Genomic DNA, 21,446 nt, shown 5'->3' with positions numbered 1-21,446 from the left:
ATCGTAGGCCGGAAAGCGCGCCGCGCAGTAGATTTAATCAAGCATCCTAGATACCGCCCATGCAGATGTACTTGATGACCAGATAGTCTTCGATACCGTAGGTCGACCCTTCACGGCCCAGGCCCGATTGCTTGACGCCGCCGAAGGGGGCGATCTCGTTCGAGATCAGGCCCGTGTTGACGCCGACCATGCCCGTTTCCAGGCCTTCGGCCACGCGCCAGATGCGGCCGATGTCGCGCGAATAGAAGTAGGCAGCCAGGCCGAATTCCGTGTTGTTGGCCAGGGCAATCACTTCATCGTCCGTCTTGAAGCGGAACAGGGGCGCCAGCGGGCCGAAGGTTTCCTCGGTGGCCACGCGCATGTCGTTCGTCACGTCGGCGATGATGGTCGGTTCGAAGAAGCCGTTGCCCAGCGCGTGGCGCTTGCCGCCAGCGAGCACGCGGCCGCCCTTGCCCAGCGCGTCGGCCACGTGTTCTTCCACCTTGGCGACGGCCTTGGCGTCGATCAGCGGACCTTGCGTGACGCCCGCCTCGATGCCATTGCCCACCTTCAGCTTGGCCACGGCGGCCACCAGCTTGTCGGCAAACGCGTCATACACGCTGTCCTGCACGTACAGGCGGTTGGCGCACACGCAGGTCTGGCCCGCATTGCGGTATTTCGAGGCGATGGCGCCTTCCACGGCCGCATCCAGGTCCGCGTCGTCGAAGACGATGAACGGCGCATTGCCGCCCAGTTCCAGCGACAGTTTCTTGATCGTTGGCGCGCACTGTTCCGCCAGCAGGCGGCCCACCTGGGTCGAACCCGTAAACGTCAGCTTGCGCACGATCGGGTTCGACGTCATTTCGCCGCCGATGTCTTTCGGCGCACCCGTGACGATGCTGAACACGCCCGCAGGCACGCCAGCGCGCTCGGCCAGCACTGCCAGCGCCAGCGCGGAAAACGGCGTGGCTTCTGCCGGTTTCAGGACCATCGGGCAGCCGGCGGCCAGGGCCGGGCCGACTTTGCGGGTGATCATGGCAGCGGGGAAGTTCCACGGCGTGATGGCGGCGCATACGCCGATCGGCTCCTTGGTGATGACCAGGCGGCGGTCCGGCCACGGCGACTGCAGGGTATCGCCCGCAACGCGCTTGCCCTCTTCGGCAAACCACTCGATGAACGAGGCGCCGAACTGCACTTCACCCTTCGCTTCCGGCAAGGGCTTGCCCTGCTCGGTGGTCATGATCAGCGCCAGATCGTCGGCGTTTTCCAGGATCAGGTCATGCCAGCGGCGCAGCACGGCCGCGCGCTCCTTGGCCGTCTTCTTGCGCCAGGCAGGCCAGGCGGCATTGGCCGCCTCGATGGCGCGGCGCGTCTCGGCGGCGCCCATCAGGGGCACCGTGCCGATATGCTCGCCCGTGGCGGGATTGCTCACATTAATCGTCTGGCCACCATCGGCATCGACCCAGGCTCCATTCACGTAAGCCTGGTGACGCAACAAGGTAGGATCTTTCAACTGCAGCATATGGATCTCCGGTCTGGTTTGAATTATCGACGAGGGATACTATGCCACAGCGCGGCAGATTTCGCAGGCGCGGCGCTGAACTGCCCCAAGCTCTACTCGACCTTGAAAGACGACAGTTTCGGGTCCGGCGCCGGGTATTCCAGTTTCATGCCCTGCAGGGTTTCCAGCAGCAGGGATGCGACCACCAGGTTGCGCTGCGTCTTGGAGTTCGATGGCACCACGTACCACGGCGCGTGGTCGGCATCCGTCTCGCGGATCGCCGTTTCATAGGCGCGCTGGTAGCCATCCCACTTCTTGCGCTGGGCGATATCGTTGGGATCGAACTTCCACTGACGGTCGGGATCGTCGAGCCGCTCCTGCAGCCGTCCCCGTTGCTCGTCCTTCGAGATATGCAGGAAGACCTTCAGGATGACGGTGCCCGTTTCGCTCAGCATGCGCTCGAAATCGCGGATCTGCGCATAGCGGCGCTGGCATTCGGCCTTGTCGATCATGTCCTGCACGCGCGTGATCAGCACATCCTCGTAATGGCTGCGGTTGAAGATGGCGATCTCGCCTTTCACGGGCACATGCTGGTGCACGCGCCACAGGTAATCGTGCGCCAGTTCGATATCGGTGGGTCCCTTGAACGCCACGGCGCGGATGCCCATCGGGTTGATATTGCTGAAGATGGCCTTGACCGTGCCATCCTTGCCCGACGTATCCATGCCCTGCAAGACCAGCAGCACCTTCTTTTTGTGCTGCGCGTACAGCATGCTCTGGCACTCGGCGATCTGCGCCGTCAGGGCCACGGTTTCCTCGCGGTCCAGGGCCTTGCACTGGGCCGCCGTCAGCTTCTTGTTCGCCGCCTTGCTGGCGGCGCCCAGCAGGCGCTTGCCGGCGAAATCCTCGTTCAGGTCGAAGTCCTTCCCGGCACGGAACTGCGTGCGCGCCTTCATGCCGCCACCGCCAGCTTACGGTGCTCGATTTTTGTGCAATGGTCCATCACCACATCCAGGCCCGCCGCCCGCGCCAGTTGCGCCGCCTGCTCGTTGATGACGTCAAGTTGCAGCCACAGGCAGCCGGCCTTGACGGCGATGGCTTCCTCGGCGATGGGCAGAATATCTTCTGACTTGCGGAAGCAGTCGACGATGTCGATGCGCGCCGGCGCGACAGCCGCCGCGGCCTGCGTCAGGGTGGCGTAAGCGCGCTGCCCCAGCACATCGCGTCCGGCGAGGGCCGGATTGACGGGCAACACGCGATAGCCATGCCGCAGCAGGTAATCTGCCACTTCATGGCTGGCGCGTTCGGGCTTATCGGACATGCCGACGATGGCGATGATGCGGCTGTCTTGCAGGATGCGGGCGATGTTGGACATATTCTGGTCTATGAGGCGTGCGACATTGCCCCCTTAGCGTAGCAGATTCCCGTCCCGGTGGGAGCTAGCCAGAAGACTTAGCCGTCCGCACGGCCGCCATCTTCGCCACGAAGGCCTGCGCGCGCGCCGTCACGGCCGCGTAGTCTCCCGTGGCGCCCGGACCACTCAGACTGCTGCCGATGCCTACGGCCACGGCGCCGCTGGCAAACCATGCATGCAGGTTCTCCACCGTCACGCCGCCCGTCGGCATCAACGGCGCTTGCGGCAGGGGCGCGCGCAGGGCCTTGATGTAGGCGGGACCGAACATCTCGGCAGGGAAGACCTTGACGATGTCGGCGCCCGCCTGCAGGGCCGTGACTATCTCCGTCGGCGTCATCGCCCCCGGCATAGACAGCACCTGGTAGCGCTGACACAGCGTGATGGTCTCCACGTTCACGCCAGGCGAGATGATGAACTGGGCGCCGGCCAGGATGGCGGCGCGTGCCGTCTCCGTATCGAGCACCGTGCCCGCGCCCAGCAGCACGTCATGGCCATGGCGTTCGCGCAGGGTGCGCAGCACGCCCAGGGTATCGGGCGTGGTGAACGCCACTTCCAGCGCCGTGATGCCGCCGGCAATGCACGCCTCGGCAATCTGCACGGCCGCCTGCGCCGAAGAGGCGCGCACGATGCCGACCATACCCCGTTCGATAATGCCCTCGAAAACCGTGTGCTTCTGCATTTGCTCTCTCCTGTCAGGCCGGCAGGGCGCCAAAGCGCACTTCCGGCAAACCGCGCACGCCCACCTGACGCGCATGAAACAATCCCCCGGCCAGCGGTTCGCTCGCCAGCTGGGCCGGGCTCAAGCTCTCCTGCGCCGTCGTGACGAACAATTCGTCGTAGCGCGGGCCGCCCAGGCTCACGCAGCTGGGCTGCGAGACGGGCAGGCTGATCTTGCGCTCGACGCTGCCGTCCGGCGCGAAGCGCAAGACCCTGCCGGCGCCCCATTGCGCGCTCCACAGGTAGTCATCCGCATCGACGGTGGCGCCATCGGCGGCGCCGGGGCCCGGATCGAGCACGGCAAACACGCGCACCCGGCTGGCATCGCCCCCCAGATAATCGTCCCAGCGGTAGATCGCCTTCTTCATCGAGTCGCAGAAGTACATGGCCGTGCCATCGACGCTGAAGCAGATGCTGTTCGAGATGGCGATCTGCGGCAGCGGCAGGCGCTCCAGGGTCAGGTCCAGGTTGAGGCGGTAGAAGCTGGCGACGGCATCGCGGCACGGGCGCTCATCGAGCGTGCCGAAGACAAAGCGTCCCTGGCGGTCGCAGCGGCCATCGTTCAGGCGCGTCATGGGCAAGTCCCCCTCCACCGTGTGCAAGGGCGTGACGGCCCCGCTGCGCGCGTCAAACCAGGCCAGGCGCGAAGCCAGTCCCAGCAGCAGCACATCGTCGCTGTCCGTCAGCGCGAAGCACGCCAGGCGCTCCGGCATGGCCCACGTCTGGCGCTCGCCTGTGGCCAGCACCAGCGCATGCAGCTGGCAGCCTTCGATATTCGTCCAGAAAACGCGGCCGCTGCGTTCGCACCAGCGCACGCCCTCGCCGAGAAAATTCTGCGCATCGACCAGTAATTGGGCCTGTGTCCCCATCATTTTTCCTTTAACTAATGTATAACGCATGATAAAACCGTCGCGAGCGGAAGTCAGTTGTGCCCGAGACGCGCAACTGTGCTTGAGCACAGTGAGCATCGAGGCCGCAAATGACGACGCGCAGCAGGTTTGATCGTGCGCTATCAATGTGATTCGCGCGGAACCGCCGAGCCTCGGCAACCGACGAGGAAGTCGAGGTCCGCGCCTTCATCGGCCTGCGTCACGTGCTTGATGTACATCGACTGGTAGCCGCCCTTCATGGCCGGTGGCGGCGCGCTCCATTCCGCCCGCCGGCGCGCCAGCTCGGCCTCGTCGACGTCCAAGTGCAGGCGCCGTCCCGCCACGTCGAGTTCAATCATGTCGCCATCGCGCACCAGGGCCAGCGGCCCGCCCACGGCCGCTTCCGGCGCCACGTGCAACACCACCGTACCGTAGGCCGTGCCGCTCATGCGCGCGTCCGAGATGCGCACCATGTCGCGCACGCCCTGCTCCAGCAGTTTTTTCGGCAAGCCCATATTGCCCACTTCGGCCATGCCCGGATATCCCTGCGGGCCGCAATTTTGCAGCACCATCACGCAGCTGGCATCGATATCGAGGGCGGGATCGTCGACGCGCTTTTTATAGTGCTCGATGCTGTTGAAGACGACGGCGCGGCCACGGTGCTGCATCAGTTCCGGCGAAGCGGCGGAAGGCTTGATGACGGCGCCGCGCGGGGCCAGGTTGCCATGCAGGACGGCGATGCCGCCCTCGTCCTTGAATGGCTGCGCCAGCGGTGTGATCACCTCGGGATTGAAATTTTCCGCTTCGGCCACGTTGACGGCCATGCTGGCGCCCGTGACGGTGAGCGCCTCGCCATGCAATTTGCCCAGCAAGTCGCGGATGATCACCGGCAGGCCGCCCGCATAATAAAAATCTTCCATCAGGTACTGGCCCGACGGCATCAGGTTCAGCAGGCAGGGAATGTCGCGCCCCAGGCGGTCCCAGTCGCCCAGGCGCATGTCCACGCCGATGCGCCCGGCGATGGCCAGCAGGTGGATCACGGCATTGGTCGAGCCGCCGATGGCGCCGTTGACCATGATGGCGTTTTCAAACGCTTCGCGCGTGAGGATCTGCGACAGTTTCAGGTCTTCATGCACCATGTCGACGATGCGCCGGCCCGTCAGCTGTGCCTGCAGCTTGCGGCGCGCATCGACGGCGGGAATGGCCGCGTTGCCGGGCAGGGTCACGCCCAGCGCCTCGACCATGCTGGCCATGGTGGAAGCCGTGCCCATGGTCATGCAGTGGCCGGCGGAGCGCGACATGCACGATTCGGCCTGCTTGAATTCGTTTGAGGTCATGCGCCCGGCGCGCACGTCTTCGGAAAACTTCCACACGTCGGTGCCGGAGCCGATCGGTTTGCCGCGGTAGTTACCGTTCAACATGGGACCACCCGACAGCACGATGGTCGGCAAGTCCACGCTGGCCGCGCCCATCAGCAGGGCCGGAGTGGTCTTGTCGCAGCCCGTCAGCAGCACCACGCCGTCGATCGGGTTGGCGCGGATCGATTCCTCGACATCCATGCTGGCCAGGTTACGGAACAGCATGGCCGTCGGGCGCAGGTTCGTCTCGCCCAGCGACATCACGGGGAATTCGACGGGAAAACCGCCCGCTTCGAGCACGCCGCGCTTGACCATCTCGGCCAGGTCGCGGAAATGTCCATTGCAGGGGGTCAGTTCGGACCAGGTATTGCAGATGCCGATGACGGGACGGCCATCGAAGGCGTCGCTGGGATAGCCCTGGTTCTTCATCCAGCTGCGGTGAATGAAACTGTCCTTGTCGTCGCCGCCAAACCACGCTTGCGAACGCAAGGGACGCTTGTTCTTGTTGTCACTCATACTGTCTCCTGCGGGGAAATCAAGCCGCGCGCGGCGGCGATCAGCAGCGCACCGTGACCGGCCAGATTGGCTTGCTGCTGGTCGTCGACGATGACGCGCTTGCCATAAAAAAATCCGTGTTCTTCGATCAGCAGCCCGAGCGCCTGGCGCAGCATGGGCTTGCCGGTAATGACGAGCGGGGTATCGGGCCGCATCTGGATGGCGGTGCTGTTGCGCAGCGCCAGCAAGTCGCCACTGAGGACGGCGCCCATCAGGAAATTGGCCCGCTCGTTGCATTCGATGGAGCTGAACTGGCCCAGGGTGCGCACGCTGAAGCAGGCGCGCGCCAGCCCCGTTTTTTGCGCCGCCGCCGCGCCGGCCAGCAGCATTTTCGGCACCAGGGTCTGCGCAAAACCGCCATCGACCGATTGCTTGATCAGGGTGTGCTGCGTGATCGCCTGCAACAGTTCGCCCGCGATGGTGGTGCTGCAGCCGAGGATGCGGCGCTGCTCGTCCACGCTGATCAGTTTGGTATGCGAGCCGGGCATGATCAGGGTTGCCGCGCCCCGCAATTGCAGGCGCTCGAGCAGCGCGACGACTTCCGTCTCTTCGCCGCGCATCATGTCCATCGCCTCGACGTTATGCAGGCCGACGGCGCCATGCTGGTTGCGCACGCCGGGAATCAGCCACAGGGGCTGCGCCAGCACGTCGGGCAAGTCCACCGCCTGCATGCCTTGCGCCAGCTGGGCCAGGCCGGCGGGCGCCGGCAAATGCGGCACTTCCCGCACGCCCATGGGCGAGGTGATCATGCCCGACGCCAGCGCCAGGTCCACCTCGGACGGCGCGATGCCCGCGCTGGCCAGCACGCAGGCGATGGTGTCGCGCAGCGCCTGTTTCAGCGCGCCGTTATGGCCATCGATGGCGGTATTGCGCACGCCCGTTTCCAGCTGCGCCTGGGCGACGACGGCGCCCGCGCGCCACAGCAAGGTACGCGTATTGGTGGTGCCGGCATCGATGGTGAGTATGTTCATGGGCAGGTTCGCAGCGTCGGTCAGGACAAAAATAAATGAGGGAAAAACTACCCCATGGTAGAACTGCCCCGCATATCTGACCAATCACTTATTTGACATCATTGATACCGGTTCGGATATGTCAAACGCGTCGATATCCTGCACGCCCAAACGGTAGGCGAGCTTGAAACGCATCGCCTGTCCCGGCTGCATGTCCACACCCTGCGCCAGCAGGGAAAAACAGCGCGCATCGGAATACAGATGGCAGCCGTCCTGGGTGCTGGAAAAACGCAAGACCCGGCCGGACGCGGGGTCGACAACCCGCGCCGCCTCGCGCAGCTGGCCGCTGCCCGTCCAGTAAAAGTCATGCCGGAATCCCGGCAAGTGGGCCAGCGCGGGCCAGGCCAGGCGCGAAGCGAGCGGCGCCGGCTGGCGGAAGTCGAAGGCGCTGCCCGCCACATCGTGCGGAGAACCGCCCGTGCCACCGCCAGGCCAATAGCGGTCGGCAGCCAGGCGCAGCACATGGTCGCCCACGCTGGCATGGTGGCCCTGCAGATTGAAGCGAGGCGCGGCAAGCGCAAAACGGGAAACGGTATCGGATGTGGCGACACAGTCGAGGTGCAGGCTGCCGTCGTCATCAAACCGGTAGCTCAGGCGCACCGACAGGCCGTCTTGCGCCAGCTGCAACTGCAAGTGGCCATCGTCGGGCGATGCGCACTGCCAGCCCGTGGAGGATCGCGCCGCTGGGGGCGCCGCGCCCAGTACATCGGCCAGCCGGCCATAGCGGTCGGGCGCCCACCAGGCCCGCACGCTGGCATCGTGCGTATCGATGGCCACGCGCATGCCGCGCGCGTTGCGCAGCAGATGCATCATGGCGCCTGCCCGGGGGCTGGCGGCGGCCGGCTGCGCTGCTGGAATTCGCGCGGCGTGCAACCGAGTTCGCGCTTGAAGACGGCATGCATGTACTGCACCGTGGTAAAACCGCAACGCACGGCCACCTCGGCCACCTGCCCCGGCCCGCGCGCCAGCAGGGTCTTGGCCGCGTCGAGCTTGAAATGCAGAATCTCATCGTGCACGCTGCGCCCCAGCTCGTGGCGGAAGTGCGCTTCGAGCGAAGAGCGCGACACGCCCACGTAATCGGCCACCTGCTCCGTCTTGATGCCCTGGCAGGCGTACTGGCGAATGAAGTGGCGCGCCTGCATCACCTGCGGATGCTGGAAGGGCTGGTGGCGCGTGGAAGCAAGCACGTTCAGGCCGGCCGGCGGCACCAGGATGCGCGTGCCGGACAGGCGCGCGCCGTTGAGCATCTGGTGCAGCAGATGCGCCGCCGTGCGGCCCATTTCCTCCGTGCCCTGGATCACGGAACTCAAGGGAATGCGCGTGAGCATGCGCGCCAGCGGGTCGTTGTCGATGCCGATCAGGGCGACCTGCTCCGGCACGGCGATGCCCGCGTGCATGCAGGCTTGCAGCAGCTGGCGCGCGCGTGCGTCGCTGACGGCGATGATGCCGACGGGTTTTTCCAGGCTGTTGAGCCAGGCGATCTGCTGCTCCACCGCTTCGTCCCATGACGGCGCGCTGGTGGCGACGCCCCGGTACACGTCGGCATGCATGTGGTCGCGCTCCATCAAGGTGCAAAACGCCGTTTCGCGCTCCTGCGCCCAGCGGTTGACATCGGCCTCGGGCAGGCTGAAACAGGCAAAGCGGCTCAATCCCGCTTCCACCAGATGTTCATAGGCCAGCTTGACGATCTTGAAATTATCGGTCGCCACGTACGGAATGACGGCCGGGTAATCCTCCGCGCGCGCATACGAGCCGCCCACGGCCACCACCGGCAGGCGGCTGTGCGCCAGCGCCGCGCAGACGGCGGGATCGTCGAAATCGGCGATGATGCCGTCGCCCTGCCAGCGTTCGATGCCCGGCAGGCGGCAACGAAAATCCTCTTCCAGGAACAGGTCCCACGACACGCGCGTGGTGTTCAGGTAGGCGGCGATGCCCGCGATGATGTCGCGGTCATAGATTTTATTCCCGTTAAACAGCAGCGCAATCCGGTGCGCGGTCGGCATCTTCATGGTGTCTCCTCCCGTGCCAGATCGTTTCACGGCTAGCGGCGTCCGGCACGCGTGCTGACATCGACCCACACGGCGAGGGTGAGGATACTGCCTTTTACGATCATCTGCCAGTAGGTGTCCACGTCCAGCATGGACATGCCGTTATCCAGGCTGGCCATCACCAGCGCGCCAATCAGGGCGCCGTACACGGTGCCCGAGCCGCCGCGCATCGAGGTGCCGCCGATGAAGCAGGCGGCGATGGCATCGAGTTCGCTGAAGGTGCCGGCCGACGGCGAACCGGCCGCCAGGCGGCCCGTGTTGATCAGACCCGCCAGCGCGCACATCAAGCCCATGATGCCGAAGATCCACAGCTTGACGGCTTTCACATTGATGCCGGACAGGCGCGTCGCTTCCATATTGCTGCCGACAGCGTAGATGCGGCGGCCGAATACGGTCTGGCTGGTGATGTAGCTGAACAGCCCCAGCAAGGCCAGCAGCAACAGCACGGGCAGCGGAATGCCTTCATAACCGTTCAGGGTTTGCACGAAGGCGTACAGCACGGCACCGATGACGGCCAGGCGCAAGCCGTCGGCCCAGGGCGCCGTCTGCGGCAAGCCATGCTGCGCGCGGCTGGCGCGCGCGCGCCACGTCAGGAAAGCGGCCAGCAGGAACAGGCCGATACCCAGCACGATGCCGGGCACCGCGGGCAGGTAGCCCTGTCCCAGGTAGACCATCGGCTCGGAGACGGGCGCGATCGTGATGCCGCCCGTGATGCCCAGCAGGATGCCGCGATACGCCAGCATGCCGCCCAGGCCGACGATGAAGGACGGGATGCCCCGGTACGCCGTCAGGTAGCCGTTGAGGAGGCCGATCACCAGGCCGCAGCCGAGTACCGCAGCCAGGTTCAAGGCCAGGGGCCAGTGCTGCGTCACGTCCAGCACGGCGGCGATGCCGCCGAGTAGCCCCAGCAGGGAGCCGATCGACAGGTCGATCTCGCCGGCGATAATCACCAGCACCATGCCGCAGGCGAGGATGCCGGTGACGGACATCTGGCGCAGCAGGTTCGACAGGTTGCGCGGCGTAAGGAAACTGCCCTCCGTCTTCCACGAAAAGAAGGCCCAGATCAGCGCCACGGCGATCAGCAGGGCCAGCATCTTGTATTGGGTGAACAGCGGTTTGATACTGTGCGGTTTCATGCTGCGGGTTCCTTGTTTGCGGTGTTGGCGGCGGGTGCCGGGCGCTGGTCCAGCGCCGCCGCCAGCACGGTTTCCTGGCTCAGGCCATCGTTGATAAAGTCGCCGCGCAGGCGGCCTTCGCCCATCACCAGCACGCGGTCGGACACGCCCAGCACTTCGGCCAGTTCCGACGAGACCATGATGATGGCCACGCCCCGGTCGGCCAGCGCCAGCATCAATTTATAGATTTCATATTTGGCGCCCACGTCCACGCCGCGCGTGGGCTCGTCGAGAATCAGGACGCGCGGGCGCGTCAGCAGCATCTTGGCCAGCACGGCCTTTTGCTGGTTGCCGCCCGACAGGCTCGTAATGGACAGCGACGGGCTGGCCGCCTTCAGCTCCAGCCGGGCGATCTCGCCGCGCACGGCCGTCAATTCCGCCTCGCCGTCGATGCGCGTGGCGCGCGCGAATTGCTCCAGCACGGCCAGGGTGATGTTCTGCCCCACATCGAGGTCGGGCACGATGCCGTGATGCTTGCGGTCTTCCGGCACCATGGCCAGGCCCATGGCGATGGCCTTTTGCGGCGAGCGGGTATCGATTCTCAGGCCATCGAGCCACACTTCGGCCTCGCACGGCCCCTGGTAGGCGCCAAACAGGGCCGAGACGAGCTCCGTACGCCCCGCCCCCACCAGACCGGCGATGCCGAGGATTTCGCCCTTGCGCAGGGTAAATGACACATCGTCGACGCGCTTGCGCTGCGGGTTGTCGGCGTCGATGCAAGTCACATGGCGCGCCTCGAACAGCACCTCGCCAATGGCCGGCGGCTGCGCGCGCTGCGGATACAACTGGCTCATTTCGCGGCCCACCATCTGCGCGATGATGCGCTCGACGTTCATCTGCGCCATCGGCGTGGTGGCGATGTGCTTGCCGTCGCGGATGACGACGATGGTGTCGCAGATGGCCGCCACTTCATCGAGCTTGTGCGAAATGTAGATGCAGGTGACGCCCTTGGCCTTCAAGGCGCGCAGGATATCGAGCAGCACGGCGATTTCCGACGCCGTCAGCGACGATGACGGCTCGTCGAGAATCAGCAAGCGCGCATTCTTGTTGAGCGCCTTGGCGATTTCCACCAGTTGCTGGTGGCCGCCGCCGTAATTCATCACGGGCTGCGCCACGTTCAGTTCGGGAATTTTCAGTTCGCGCAGCAGCTCGTCGGCGCGTTTGTACATGGCCGCGTAATGCATGCGCCCGCCGGGCAGGGTGTGCTCGCGGCCCATGAAGATATTTTCGGCCACGGACAGCTGCGGCACCAGCATCAGTTCCTGGTGGATGATGATGATGCCCGCGTCTTCCGTGTCGCGGATCGATTGCGCGCGCAGGGGCTGGCCATCCCACAGGATGTCGCCCTCCCAGGTGCCGTGCGGGTACACGCCGGACAGCACCTTCATCAGGGTCGACTTGCCGGCGCCATTCTCGCCGCACAGGCCGATGCACTCGCCAGCCCGCACCTGCAGGTCGATGCCGTCAAGCGCGCGGACACCGCCAAACTGTTTGACGATGCCTTTCATTTCAAGCAGATAGTCGGACATTCTTGCTCTCGTTGCTGATACGGGAAAAAATGTCGGATTACGCTACGCTGATCCGACCTACCGGTAAAAACGGGTAGGTCGGGTTAGCGCATGGCGCGTAACCCGACATGACACAGGCGATCAATTACCGAGTTGCGCCTTGGTATAGAACCCATCGTCGACGAGAATGTTCACATTCGCCTTGGTCAGCGGCGTAGGCTTCAGCAGCACCGTGCTGACCTTTTTCAGGCCGTTGTCATAGCTGGAGTTGTAGGCCGGCTTTTCATTGCGCGCCAGTTGCACGGCCAGTTTGGCCGCTTCCGAAGCGATGGTTTTCAGGGGTTTGTAGACGGTCATCGATTGCGTGCCGGCGATGACGCGTTTCACCGCCGCCAGATCGGCGTCCTGGCCCGAGACAGGCACCTTGCCGGCCAGTTTTTGCGCGGCCAGAGCCTGGATGGCGCCGCCGGCCGTGCCGTCGTTCGAGGCGACGATGGCGTCGATCTTGTTGCCGTTGGCCGTCAGCGCGTTTTCCACGATGGACAGCGCTTCGGTGGCGCTCCAGTCCTTCACCCACTGCTGGCCGACGATCTTGATATCGCCCTTGTCGATGAACGGCTTGAGCACCTTCATCTGGCCTTCGCGCAGCATCTTGGCGTTGTTGTCGGTCGGCGAGCCGCCCAACAGGTAGTAATTGCCCTTCGGTTGCAGCTTGGTCACGCCTTCGGCCTGCATCTCGCCCACTTTCTCGTTGTCGAACGAGATATACGCGTCGATATCGGCGTTCAGGATCAGGCGGTCATACGACAGCACCTTGATGCCAGCCTTTTTCGCTTCCTTGACGGTGTTGTTCAATACCGTTGCGTTGAACGGCACGATCACCAGCACGTCCACGCCGCGCGAAATCAGGTTCTCGATTTGCGAAATCTGACGCTGCTCGCTGGCATCGGCCGACTGCACGAAAACCTTGGCGCCCTGCTTTTCGGCGGCGGCGATGAAGAAATCGCGGTCGCGCGTCCAGCGCTCCACGCGCAGATCGTCGATGGAAAAGCCGATCTTCGGGTTTTTTGCATCGGCCAGGGCGGCGCTGCTGCTCAATGCCAGCATGGCGGTCATGATGGCTGCACTGATGATCTTGTTCATTGTGTGTCTCCTTGTGGATTTTATTAACAACGTTTTTTCACTACGGGTGTTGCGGCTTCAAAAATCAATGGTTATGGCGTGGCAGGGTCTGTCCCACGGCGCGATATTTCAACGCCAGCTCCATGCAGGCGCCCGTTTCCAGCTGGCCCACGCTGGCGCGGTAGAGCTCCTGCCATGGCGTGGCGCTGTCGTTGACGGGCGGCGGCAGCTCTTTGGCGCGGCGCGCCAGCTCAAACGCATCGACCAGCATGTCGCAGCTGCCCCCGTTCAAGTCCACGCGGATCATGTCGCCCGTGCGCAGCAGCGCCAGGCCGCCTCCCACGGCGCTTTCCGGCGACGCGTTCAAAATCGAGGGACTGTCCGAGGTGCCCGACTGGCGCCCGTCACCCAGGGTCGGCAGGTTCAAGATGCCCGCCTTCAGCAAGGCGTCCGGCGGCTGCATGTTGACCACTTCGGCAGAACCGGGCCAGCCGACAGGGCCGGCGCCGCGCATGACCAGCATGCAGCTGTCGTCGATATTGAGCGCCGGGTCGTTGATGCGTGCGTGGTAATCGTTTGAACCGTCAAAGACGATGGCGCGCGCCTCGAATACGCCCTCGCTACCGGGGCGCGACAGGTAGCGCTCGCGAAAAGCGGGCGAGATCACGCTGGTCTTCATGATGGCGAAGTCGAACAGGTTGCCCTGCAATGCCATGAAACCGGCCTTTTCCTTCAGCGGCGCGGCAAACGGACGGATCATCTCGCGGTCCGCGCTTTCGCGGCCTTGCAAGTTGGCCGCCATCGTCTGCCCCGTGACGGTGGGACGCTCGGCGTGCAACAAACCCGCCTGGAGCAGCTCCCACATCACGGCCGGTACGCCGCCGGCACGGTGGAAGCGCTCACCCAAATACTTCCCGGCCGGCTGCATGTTCAACAGCAGCGGCACGTCGTAGCCGTGTTCCATCCAGTCGCTCGAATGCAATGCCACGCCCGCATGGCGGGCCATGGCCATCAAATGGGGCTGGGCGTTGGTCGAGCCGCCGATGGCCGCGTTGACGATGATGGCGTCCAAAAACGCTGCGCGCGTGAGGATGCTTGAAGGACGGACGTCCTCGAACGCCATGTCGACGATGCGGCACCCCGTGGCATAGGCAATCTGGCCACGCTCGCGGTACGGCGCGGGGATGGCCGAACAGCCCGTCAGGGACATGCCCAGCGCCTCGGCCAGCGCATTCATCGTCGATGCCGTGCCCATGGTGTTGCAGTGGCCGGCCGATGGCGCCGAGGCGGCGGCGATCTGCAGGAATTTGTCGTTGTCGATCAAGCCGGCGGACAACTGGCGGCGGCCCTTCCAGATGGCTGCGCCGGAACCCACCAGTTCGCCGTCCATCCAGCCGTCGAGCATGGGCCCGCCCGACAGCACGATGGCGGGAATGTCCACCGTGGCGGCGGCCATTAATTGCGCCGGCGTCGTCTTGTCGCAGCCGGTGGTCAGCACCACGGCGTCGATCGGGTAGCCATGCAGGATTTCTACCAGGCCCAGATACGCCAGGTTGCGGTCCAGCGCTGCCGTGGGACGGCGGCAGTTCTCGAAGATCGGGTGCAGCGGGAATTCCATCGGGATGCCGCCCGCGTCGCGGATGCCGTCGCGCACGCGCTGCGCCAGTTCCAGGTGGATGCGGTTGCAGGGACTGATGTCGCTGCCGCTTTGCGCAATGCCGATGATGGGACGGCCCGAACGCAGCTCCTCGGCCGTGATGCCGTAGTTCATGAAGCGCTCCAGGTACAGCGCCGTCATGTCGATGTGCTCGGGATTGTCGAACCAGTCCTGCGAGCGGAAGCGCCGCGACGGGCGTTGGGCAGGAATGTTCATGCGCCGTACCAGCCTGCGTCGACGTAGTATTCGCGGCCGGCGCACTTGGCCGCGTTGTCCGACGCGAGGAACAGCGCCAGCGCCGCCACGTCTTCCGGCTCCACGCGCAGTTGCAGGCATTGTCCCTGCAGGATCACGGCTTCCGCCTCCGGCGTATGCCACAGCCGCTCTTGGCGCGGCGTGCGCACGGCGCCGGGAATGATGCAATTGACGCGGATACCGTCGACGCCCAGGTCGCGCGCCAGGCCGCGCGTCAGGCCCTCGATGCCGGCTTTCGCCGTCATGTAGATCGACAGGCGCGCTTGCGCCAGGTGCCAGGAAATCGAGCCCAGGTTGAGGATCACGCCGCCCCCCTTGGCGCGCATGGCCGGCGCCACGGCCTGGGCGCAGAAATACTGGTGGCGCAGGTTGACGGCGATGCGCTCGTCCCAGTAGGCAGGCGTGACGTCCTGTAACTGGTGGCGGTCGTCATTGGCCGCGTTGTTGATGAGGATATTCGTGGCGCCCGCGCTGTGTTCAATCTCGGCGAAGGTGGCGGCCAGGGCGCCCAGGTCCGTCAGGTCGCAATAGCGGAACACGGGCGGCTGCGGCAGGTGCGCCAGCTTTTCCTGCAACGCCAGCGACGCCTCGCGGGCGATGTCGAGGAAAGTGACGTGGGCGCCCTGGCGCGCGAACGCCTCGACGAAGGCCACGCCGATGCCGGTGCCTCCGCCCGTGATGACGACGCGCTGACCTGCCAGGCTGGGATAGATTGCATGTTGCATGGTGTCTCTCGTTATAGGAATTGGGAAATCAGATCAGGCCGCGCTGCGCCAGGTTCTGGTACAGCGCGCGCACGCCGAACGTCCAGGGAGGAATCGCATCGCAGCGCTGCACTTTGTTAACCAGCGCGCCCAGCGCGGCGCTGGCAATCGTCACCCGGTCGCCCAGGTGGTGCGTGAAGCCGCCGCCCTGCGCGCCGCGGTCCTTCACGGGCGAGAACATGGTCCCCAGGAACAGCATGAAGCCGTCCGGATACTGGTGATACGGGCCCGCCGTCTGGCGCACCAAGTCCAGCGGGTCGCGGCTGATCTCGCGCATGAAGCTGACGCCTTCGAGCACAAAGCCGTCGTCCGCGCTTTCGATCAGCAGCGACACTTCCGCCTGGCGCACGGTGTCGAGCGTGAAGTGTTCGTCGAACAGGCGGATGAAGGGACCGATGGCGCAGGAACCGTTGTTATCCTTGGCCTTGCCCAGCAAGAGGGCGCTGCGCCCTTCGATGTCGCGCAGGTTGACGTCGTTGCCCAAGGTCGCCCCCAGCACCTCGCCGCGGCTGTTGACGGCCAGGACGATCTCCGGCTCCGGGTTGTTCCAGGCAGACGACGGCAGCAAGCCCACCTGCGCGCCGCAACCCACCGACGACATCGGCTGCGCCTTGGTAAACACTTCCGCATCGGGGCCAATGCCCACTTCCATGTACTGCGACCAAGCGCCGCGCTGCTGCAGCTGCTGTTTCAGGCGCTGCGCCGCCTCCGAGCCGGGTTTTAAGGCCGACAAATCGCCGCCCAGGGTCGTTTGCAGGGCGGTGCGCAGACTCGCCGCGCGCGCCGCGTCGCCGCCCGCCTGTTCCTCGATCACCCGTTCGAGCAGGCTGACGGCGAAGGTCACGCCGCAGGCCTTGACGGCCTGCAGGTCGCACGGCGCCAGCAGCAACGGCTCGTCGGCCGGCGCGGCCAGCGCCTGCTCCAGCAGCGCCTGCACGGGGCCGAGGGCCACGCCGGGCGCATGGCGGGCGATATCGAGCGCATCGCTGCGCTCGAACAGCTCGGCCACCGTCGCCACCGTCTGCGTGATGTCGACCACCTCGCCGCCACGCACGGCGACGACGCAGGGGCCGTCACGCCAGATGCGGCCGATGAGGAGGGCCTGCGCCAGGTCGGCAGGCAACAGGGAGGCGGGAGAAATCGGCTGCATGGCAAGCTTTCAAAAGGTCGGGACGGGATGGCTGGTCTTCAAGTTCGGACCGATTCTGCGCGCCGCCCTGTGTCGCCGCAATTACGAAAATCACCAAATTGAATGATGATTATTGGTATTGCAGCGCACCAAAAAAAGCCGCCGTCCGACCCCCGTTTCCGCCCGGCCCGCAGGCGGGCAGGGGCGGCATGGCGCATTGCATCAATTGGCCCATCGATATCGTTTTGGATATCGCCAATGCGAAAAAAGTGATTGGTGAGGGATGGATGGACAAACTAGTATCAGCCGTGGCCTGCAATCGGCCATCCGCACGGAGCCCGCCCACTGGGACGACGGCCCTGGCACATTCAACTATCGAAGACGGTGGAGACCTGAAATGAAAACAACAATGAAAATGCTGACCGCGAGCCTGGCGCTGGCCATCTCCGGCATGGCGGTAATGCCCGTGGCAAGCGCCGCCGACAAGGGCGCGATTGGCATCTCGATGCCGACCAAGTCGTCCATGCGCTGGATCGCCGACGGCGACAACATGGTCAAGGTATTCAAGGAGCGCGGCTACAAGACGGACTTGCAGTTTGCCGACGACGATATCCCGAACCAGCTGGCGCAGGTGGAAAACATGATCACCAAGGGCGCCAAGGTGCTGGTGATCGCCGCCATCGACGGCACCACCCTGTCGAACGTGCTGCAAAAAGCGGCCGACAAGGGCATCAAGGTCATTTCGTATGACCGCCTGATCCGCGGCACGAAAAACATCGATTACTACGCCACCTTCGACAACTTTCAGGTCGGCGTGCTGCAAGCGGGCTATATCGAATCGGCGCTGAAACTCAAGGAAGGCAAGGGCCCGTTCAACATCGAGCTGTTCGGCGGCTCGGCCGATGACAACAACGCGCACTTCTTCTACAACGGCGCGCTGTCGGTGCTGAAACCCTACATCGACAGCGGCAAGCTGGTAGTGCGCTCGAAGCAGATGGGCATGGAAAAGGTCGCCACCCTGCGCTGGGACGGCGCCGTGGCGCAGGCGCGCATGGACAACCTGCTCAGCGCCTACTACGGCAATGCGCGTGTCGACGCGGTGCTGTCGCCGTATGACGGCTTGAGCATCGGCATCCTGTCCTCGCTCAAGGGCGTCGGCTACGGCACGCCGAAACAACCGTTCCCCGTCGTGACGGGCCAGGATGCGGAAATCCCGTCGGTGAAATCGATCATCCGCGGCGAACAGGCATCGACCGTGTTCAAGGACACGCGCGAATTGGCCAAGGTGACGGCGAACATGGTCGACGCGATGATGAGCGGCAAGACGCCGACCGTCAACGACACCAAGACCTATAACAACGGTATCAAGGTGGTGCCATCGTACCTGTTGAAACCGGTCACCGTCGACAAGGCGAACTGGAAGCAGGTGCTCGTCACCGGCAGCGGCTACTACACGGAAGCGCAAGTGAAATAAGCATCGACGGTACTGAAGGCCCGGCGCTGCCGGGCCTTTCGCTTCATGCACGATCAAGAACAAGACTGCCGCACGACCGGCGCCGACCAGCGCGGCCGTGCCAGAGAGGTTATATGACGAACACTATCCTGGAAATGCGCGGGATACGCAAAACATTCCCGGGCGTCGTTGCGCTCGACAATGTCAACCTGCGGGTACGCAGCGGCGAAATCCACGCCATCGTCGGCGAAAACGGCGCCGGCAAATCGACCCTGATGAAAGTGCTGAGCGGCGTCTACGGCCATGGCAGCTATACGGGCGACATCGATTACCAGGGCCAGACGCGGCACTTCCGCAGCATCAAGGACAGCGAAGAAATCGGCATCATCATCATCCACCAGGAACTGGCGCTGGTGCCCCAGCTGTCGATCGCCGAGAATATCTTCCTCGGCAACGAGCCGGCCCGCATGGGCGTCATCGACTGGGAATACGCGCAAGCGAAGACGCGCGAACTGCTGCACAAAGTCGGCCTGAAAGAGTCCCCGGACACCCTGATCACTAACCTGGGCGTGGGTAAGCAGCAGCTGATCGAGATCGCCAAGGCGCTGTGCAAGGACGTCAAGCTGCTGATCCTCGACGAGCCGACGGCCAGCCTGAACGAAAGCGACAGCGCGGCCCTGCTCGACCTGCTGCTGGGCCTGAAAGCCCAGGGCATCGCCTCGATCCTGATTTCGCACAAGCTCAATGAAATTTCAAGAGTCGCCGATGCCATCACGGTGCTGCGCGATGGGAACACGGTCGACAACTTCGACTGCCGCACGGAACCCGTCAGCGAAGACCGCATCATCGAAAAAATGGTCGGACGCGAAATGGCCGACCGCTATCCGCCGCGCACGCCCACCATCGGCGAGACCATTTTCGAGGTGCGCGACTGGCGCGTCTTCCATCCCGAGCATGCCGACCGCCCCGTCATCAAGGGCATCAATATGCACGCGAAAAAGGGCGAGATCATCGGCATCGCCGGCCTGATGGGTTCCGGGCGCACGGAACTGGCGATGAGCATTTTCGGGCGCGCCTACGGCCAGCGCATCAGCGGCACGGTGCTCAAGCATGGCCAGGAAATCGACGTCAGCACCATCGGCAAGGCGATCGCGCACGGCCTCGCGTATGTCACGGAAGACCGCAAGGGCCTGGGCCTGATCCTCGAGGAAGACATCCAGAAGAACACCAGCCTGGCCAACCTGGACGCGATTTCGCAGCACATGGTGATCGACGAGCAGCGTGAATTCGGCGTGGCCGAGGAGTTCCGCCGCAAGCTCAAGACCCGTTGCTCGAGCGTGGCGCAGAAGGTGGTCAACCTATCCGGCGGCAACCAGCAGAAAGTGGTGCTGGCGAAATGGCTGTTTTCGCGCCCCGACGTGCTGATCCTCGATGAGCCGAGCCGCGGCATCGACGTGGGCGCCAAGTACGAGATCTACAGCATCATCAGCGAGCTGGCCGCCGAAGGCAAATGCATCATCATGATTTCCTCGGAAATGCCGGAATTGCTGGGCATGTGCGACCGGATCTATGTCATGAACGAAGGCCGCTTCGCGGCAGAACTGAGCGCGGCAGAAGCATCGCAGGAACGCATCATGCGCGCGATCGTTACACACGGAGAAAACAATGGACAATAAACTGACAGCAGGCGCGCCGGCAGCAGCAGCGCCAGCGGCCGCGCCGCAAGCGAAAAGCTATGCCGGCTTCCTGAAAAACAATATGCGCGACTACGGCATGCTGCTCTCGCTGATCGTCATCATGGGCTTTTTCCAGTACATGACAGACGGCACCCTGATGCAGCCGCTGAACCTGACGAACCTGGTGCTGCAAAACAGCTACATCGTCATCATGGCGCTGGGCATGCTGATGGTCATCGTGGCCGGCCATATCGATTTATCCGTCGGCTCGGTGGTCGGCTTCGTCGGCGCGCTGGCCGCCGTCCTGATCGTCAACTACCACATGCATTTTGTCGCCGCCAGCATCCTCTGCCTGCTGGCCGGCGCCGTCATCGGCGGCGCGCAAGGCTATTTCGTCGCCTTCTTTAAAATCCCGTCCTTCATCGTCACCCTGGCCGGCATGCTGGTGTTCAAGGGCCTGACCCTGGCGCTGCTGGCAGGCCAGTCGGTCGGTCCCTTCCCGGAAGGCTTCCAGATGCTCAGCTCCGGCTTCCTGCCCGACCCGTTCGGCGGCGACAACCTGCGCGGCCTGTCGCTGCTGCTGGGCGTGATCGCCGCCGCGGCGCTGATCGTCACCTCGCTGCGCAGCCGCACCAAGCAACTGAAACACGGCATGGAAAACGAGCCGCGCGCCTTCTTCCTGCTGAAAAACGCCATCTTCGCGGCCGTGATGGTGTATTTCAGCTACCTGCTGGCGTCGTACCGCGGTTTTCCCAATGTGCTGGCCGTGATGTCGCTGCTCATCGTCGCCTACACCTTCATCACCAACCGCACCGTGCTGGGCCGCCGCGTGTACGCCGTGGGCGGCAACGAAAAGGCCGCGCGCCTGTCGGGCATCAAGACGGAACGGGTCAGCTTCTACACCTTCGTCAACATGGGCATGCTGGCCGCGCTGGCCGGCCTGATCTTCGCCGCGCGCCTGAACACGGCCACGCCGAAGGCGGGCACGGGTTTCGAACTGGACGTGATCGCCGCCTGCTTCATCGGCGGCGCCTCGGCTTCGGGCGGCGTTGGCAAGGTGATGGGAGCCGTCATCGGCGCCTTCATCATGGGCGTGATGAACAACGGCATGTCCATCATGGGCATCGGCATCGACTATCAGCAGGTGATCAAGGGCCTGGTGCTGCTGGCGGCCGTGTTCATCGACGTCATTAATAAAAATAAATGAGAAGAACAAGGAAGCACAGGTTCGAGCCTTAGGGGGCTCTGGCCGGCGT

The 21,446-nt window shown here is 64.3% G+C and carries 18 protein-coding genes; 3 read left to right on the top strand and 15 right to left on the bottom strand.

The annotated features are described in order from the left end of the window. Nucleotides 1-46: 46 nt before the first annotated feature. From gabD to O3299_RS20170, 15 genes are all read right to left on the bottom strand, one after another. On the bottom strand, nt 47-1,501 hold the full coding sequence (gene gabD / locus O3299_RS20240; RefSeq protein WP_305053696.1) for an NADP-dependent succinate-semialdehyde dehydrogenase: 1,455 nt from the start codon (nt 1,499-1,501) through the stop codon (nt 47-49). Between the two features lie 92 nt (nt 1,502-1,593). Then, nucleotides 1,594-2,436, bottom strand: coding sequence for a PPK2 family polyphosphate kinase (locus O3299_RS20235; RefSeq protein WP_305053695.1), 843 nt, complete (start codon nt 2,434-2,436; stop codon nt 1,594-1,596). Continuing rightward, nucleotides 2,433-2,855: a CoA-binding protein gene (locus O3299_RS20230; protein WP_305053694.1), complete on the bottom strand. Its 423-nt coding sequence runs from the start codon at nt 2,853-2,855 to the stop codon at nt 2,433-2,435. The genes O3299_RS20235 and O3299_RS20230 overlap by 4 nt, the downstream gene beginning before the upstream one ends. 64 nt (nt 2,856-2,919) lie before the next feature. Beyond that, a complete protein-coding gene (locus O3299_RS20225; protein WP_099665924.1) occupies nt 2,920-3,573 on the bottom strand; it encodes a bifunctional 2-keto-4-hydroxyglutarate aldolase/2-keto-3-deoxy-6-phosphogluconate aldolase in 654 nt (217 codons plus the stop codon). A gap of 13 nt (nt 3,574-3,586) precedes the next feature. Further along, complete coding sequence (locus tag O3299_RS20220) at nt 3,587-4,480, bottom strand: SMP-30/gluconolactonase/LRE family protein (protein WP_305053693.1); 894 nt, start codon at nt 4,478-4,480, stop codon at nt 3,587-3,589. Between the two features lie 143 nt (nt 4,481-4,623). Further along, nucleotides 4,624-6,354, bottom strand: a complete 1,731-nt coding sequence (gene araD / locus O3299_RS20215; protein ID WP_305053692.1) for an L-arabinonate dehydratase — start codon at nt 6,352-6,354, stop codon at nt 4,624-4,626. Further along, nucleotides 6,351-7,364, bottom strand: coding sequence for a 2-dehydro-3-deoxygalactonokinase (locus O3299_RS20210; RefSeq protein WP_305053691.1), 1,014 nt, complete (start codon nt 7,362-7,364; stop codon nt 6,351-6,353). The genes araD and O3299_RS20210 overlap by 4 nt, the downstream gene beginning before the upstream one ends. 84 nt (nt 7,365-7,448) lie before the next feature. Next, nucleotides 7,449-8,216: a hypothetical protein gene (locus O3299_RS20205; protein ID WP_305063076.1), complete on the bottom strand. Its 768-nt coding sequence runs from the start codon at nt 8,214-8,216 to the stop codon at nt 7,449-7,451. Then, on the bottom strand, nt 8,213-9,412 hold the full coding sequence (locus O3299_RS20200; RefSeq protein WP_305053689.1) for a DNA-binding transcriptional regulator: 1,200 nt from the start codon (nt 9,410-9,412) through the stop codon (nt 8,213-8,215). The genes O3299_RS20205 and O3299_RS20200 overlap by 4 nt, the downstream gene beginning before the upstream one ends. Before the next feature lie 32 nt (nt 9,413-9,444). After that, entirely contained in the window at nt 9,445-10,587 is a 1,143-nt protein-coding gene (locus O3299_RS20195; protein ID WP_305063075.1) for a sugar ABC transporter permease, read from the bottom strand. Continuing rightward, entirely contained in the window at nt 10,584-12,155 is a 1,572-nt protein-coding gene (gene xylG / locus O3299_RS20190) for a D-xylose ABC transporter ATP-binding protein (RefSeq protein WP_305063074.1), read from the bottom strand. The genes O3299_RS20195 and xylG overlap by 4 nt, the downstream gene beginning before the upstream one ends. 120 nt (nt 12,156-12,275) lie before the next feature. After that, entirely contained in the window at nt 12,276-13,250 is a 975-nt protein-coding gene (xylF, locus tag O3299_RS20185; RefSeq protein WP_099389834.1) for a D-xylose ABC transporter substrate-binding protein, read from the bottom strand. A gap of 91 nt (nt 13,251-13,341) precedes the next feature. Continuing rightward, a complete protein-coding gene (locus O3299_RS20180; protein ID WP_305063073.1) occupies nt 13,342-15,129 on the bottom strand; it encodes an IlvD/Edd family dehydratase in 1,788 nt (595 codons plus the stop codon). Beyond that, nucleotides 15,126-15,893, bottom strand: a complete 768-nt coding sequence (locus tag O3299_RS20175; protein WP_305063072.1) for an SDR family NAD(P)-dependent oxidoreductase — start codon at nt 15,891-15,893, stop codon at nt 15,126-15,128. Before O3299_RS20175 ends, O3299_RS20180 begins: the two co-directional genes overlap by 4 nt. Before the next feature lie 28 nt (nt 15,894-15,921). Next, nucleotides 15,922-17,082 (bottom strand): fumarylacetoacetate hydrolase family protein, encoded by a 1,161-nt coding sequence (locus tag O3299_RS20170; protein WP_305063071.1) that lies wholly within the window; start codon nt 17,080-17,082, stop codon nt 15,922-15,924. 430 nt (nt 17,083-17,512) lie between these two features. On the opposite strand from O3299_RS20170, the gene chvE reads away from it, so the two are divergent. From chvE to mmsB, 3 genes are all read left to right on the top strand, one after another. Next, nucleotides 17,513-18,535 carry a multiple monosaccharide ABC transporter substrate-binding protein gene (gene chvE / locus O3299_RS20165; RefSeq protein WP_369812196.1) on the top strand — a complete coding sequence of 341 codons (1,023 nt, stop codon included), beginning with the start codon at nt 17,513-17,515 and terminating at the stop codon, nt 18,533-18,535. Between the two features lie 113 nt (nt 18,536-18,648). Continuing rightward, nucleotides 18,649-20,190 carry a multiple monosaccharide ABC transporter ATP-binding protein gene (mmsA, locus tag O3299_RS20160; RefSeq protein WP_305063070.1) on the top strand — a complete coding sequence of 514 codons (1,542 nt, stop codon included), beginning with the start codon at nt 18,649-18,651 and terminating at the stop codon, nt 20,188-20,190. Further along, nucleotides 20,180-21,397 carry a multiple monosaccharide ABC transporter permease gene (gene mmsB, locus O3299_RS20155; RefSeq protein ID WP_305063069.1) on the top strand — a complete coding sequence of 406 codons (1,218 nt, stop codon included), beginning with the start codon at nt 20,180-20,182 and terminating at the stop codon, nt 21,395-21,397. The genes mmsA and mmsB overlap by 11 nt, the downstream gene beginning before the upstream one ends. The last annotated feature ends 49 nt before the right edge of the window (nt 21,398-21,446 follow it).

Source organism: Janthinobacterium sp. SUN176, assembly GCF_030587335.1.
GTDB lineage: Bacteria > Pseudomonadota > Gammaproteobacteria > Burkholderiales > Burkholderiaceae_D > Janthinobacterium > Janthinobacterium kumbetense.
Note: the sequence above shows the minus strand (reverse complement) of the source record. Positions and strands in the feature narration are given on the sequence as shown.

Coding starts and splice junctions, on each gene's coding strand:
- gabD (WP_305053696.1), bottom strand. CDS start 1,501: ATGCTGCAGTTGAAAGATCCTACCTTGTTGCGTCACCAGGCTTACGTG.
- O3299_RS20235 (WP_305053695.1), bottom strand. CDS start 2,436: ATGAAGGCGCGCACGCAGTTCCGTGCCGGGAAGGACTTCGACCTGAAC.
- O3299_RS20220 (WP_305053693.1), bottom strand. CDS start 4,480: ATGGGGACACAGGCCCAATTACTGGTCGATGCGCAGAATTTTCTCGGC.
- O3299_RS20200 (WP_305053689.1), bottom strand. CDS start 9,412: ATGAAGATGCCGACCGCGCACCGGATTGCGCTGCTGTTTAACGGGAAT.
- O3299_RS20180 (WP_305063073.1), bottom strand. CDS start 15,129: ATGAACATTCCTGCCCAACGCCCGTCGCGGCGCTTCCGCTCGCAGGAC.
- O3299_RS20225 (WP_099665924.1), bottom strand. CDS start 3,573: ATGCAGAAGCACACGGTTTTCGAGGGCATTATCGAACGGGGTATGGTC.
- O3299_RS20175 (WP_305063072.1), bottom strand. CDS start 15,893: ATGCAACATGCAATCTATCCCAGCCTGGCAGGTCAGCGCGTCGTCATC.
- xylG (WP_305063074.1), bottom strand. CDS start 12,155: ATGTCCGACTATCTGCTTGAAATGAAAGGCATCGTCAAACAGTTTGGC.
- O3299_RS20230 (WP_305053694.1), bottom strand. CDS start 2,855: ATGTCCAACATCGCCCGCATCCTGCAAGACAGCCGCATCATCGCCATC.
- araD (WP_305053692.1), bottom strand. CDS start 6,354: ATGAGTGACAACAAGAACAAGCGTCCCTTGCGTTCGCAAGCGTGGTTT.
- chvE (WP_369812196.1), top strand. CDS start 17,513: ATGGCGGTAATGCCCGTGGCAAGCGCCGCCGACAAGGGCGCGATTGGC.
- O3299_RS20205 (WP_305063076.1), bottom strand. CDS start 8,216: ATGATGCATCTGCTGCGCAACGCGCGCGGCATGCGCGTGGCCATCGAT.
- mmsA (WP_305063070.1), top strand. CDS start 18,649: ATGACGAACACTATCCTGGAAATGCGCGGGATACGCAAAACATTCCCG.
- O3299_RS20210 (WP_305053691.1), bottom strand. CDS start 7,364: ATGAACATACTCACCATCGATGCCGGCACCACCAATACGCGTACCTTG.
- O3299_RS20170 (WP_305063071.1), bottom strand. CDS start 17,082: ATGCAGCCGATTTCTCCCGCCTCCCTGTTGCCTGCCGACCTGGCGCAG.
- xylF (WP_099389834.1), bottom strand. CDS start 13,250: ATGACCGCCATGCTGGCATTGAGCAGCAGCGCCGCCCTGGCCGATGCA.
- mmsB (WP_305063069.1), top strand. CDS start 20,180: ATGGACAATAAACTGACAGCAGGCGCGCCGGCAGCAGCAGCGCCAGCG.
- O3299_RS20195 (WP_305063075.1), bottom strand. CDS start 10,587: ATGAAACCGCACAGTATCAAACCGCTGTTCACCCAATACAAGATGCTG.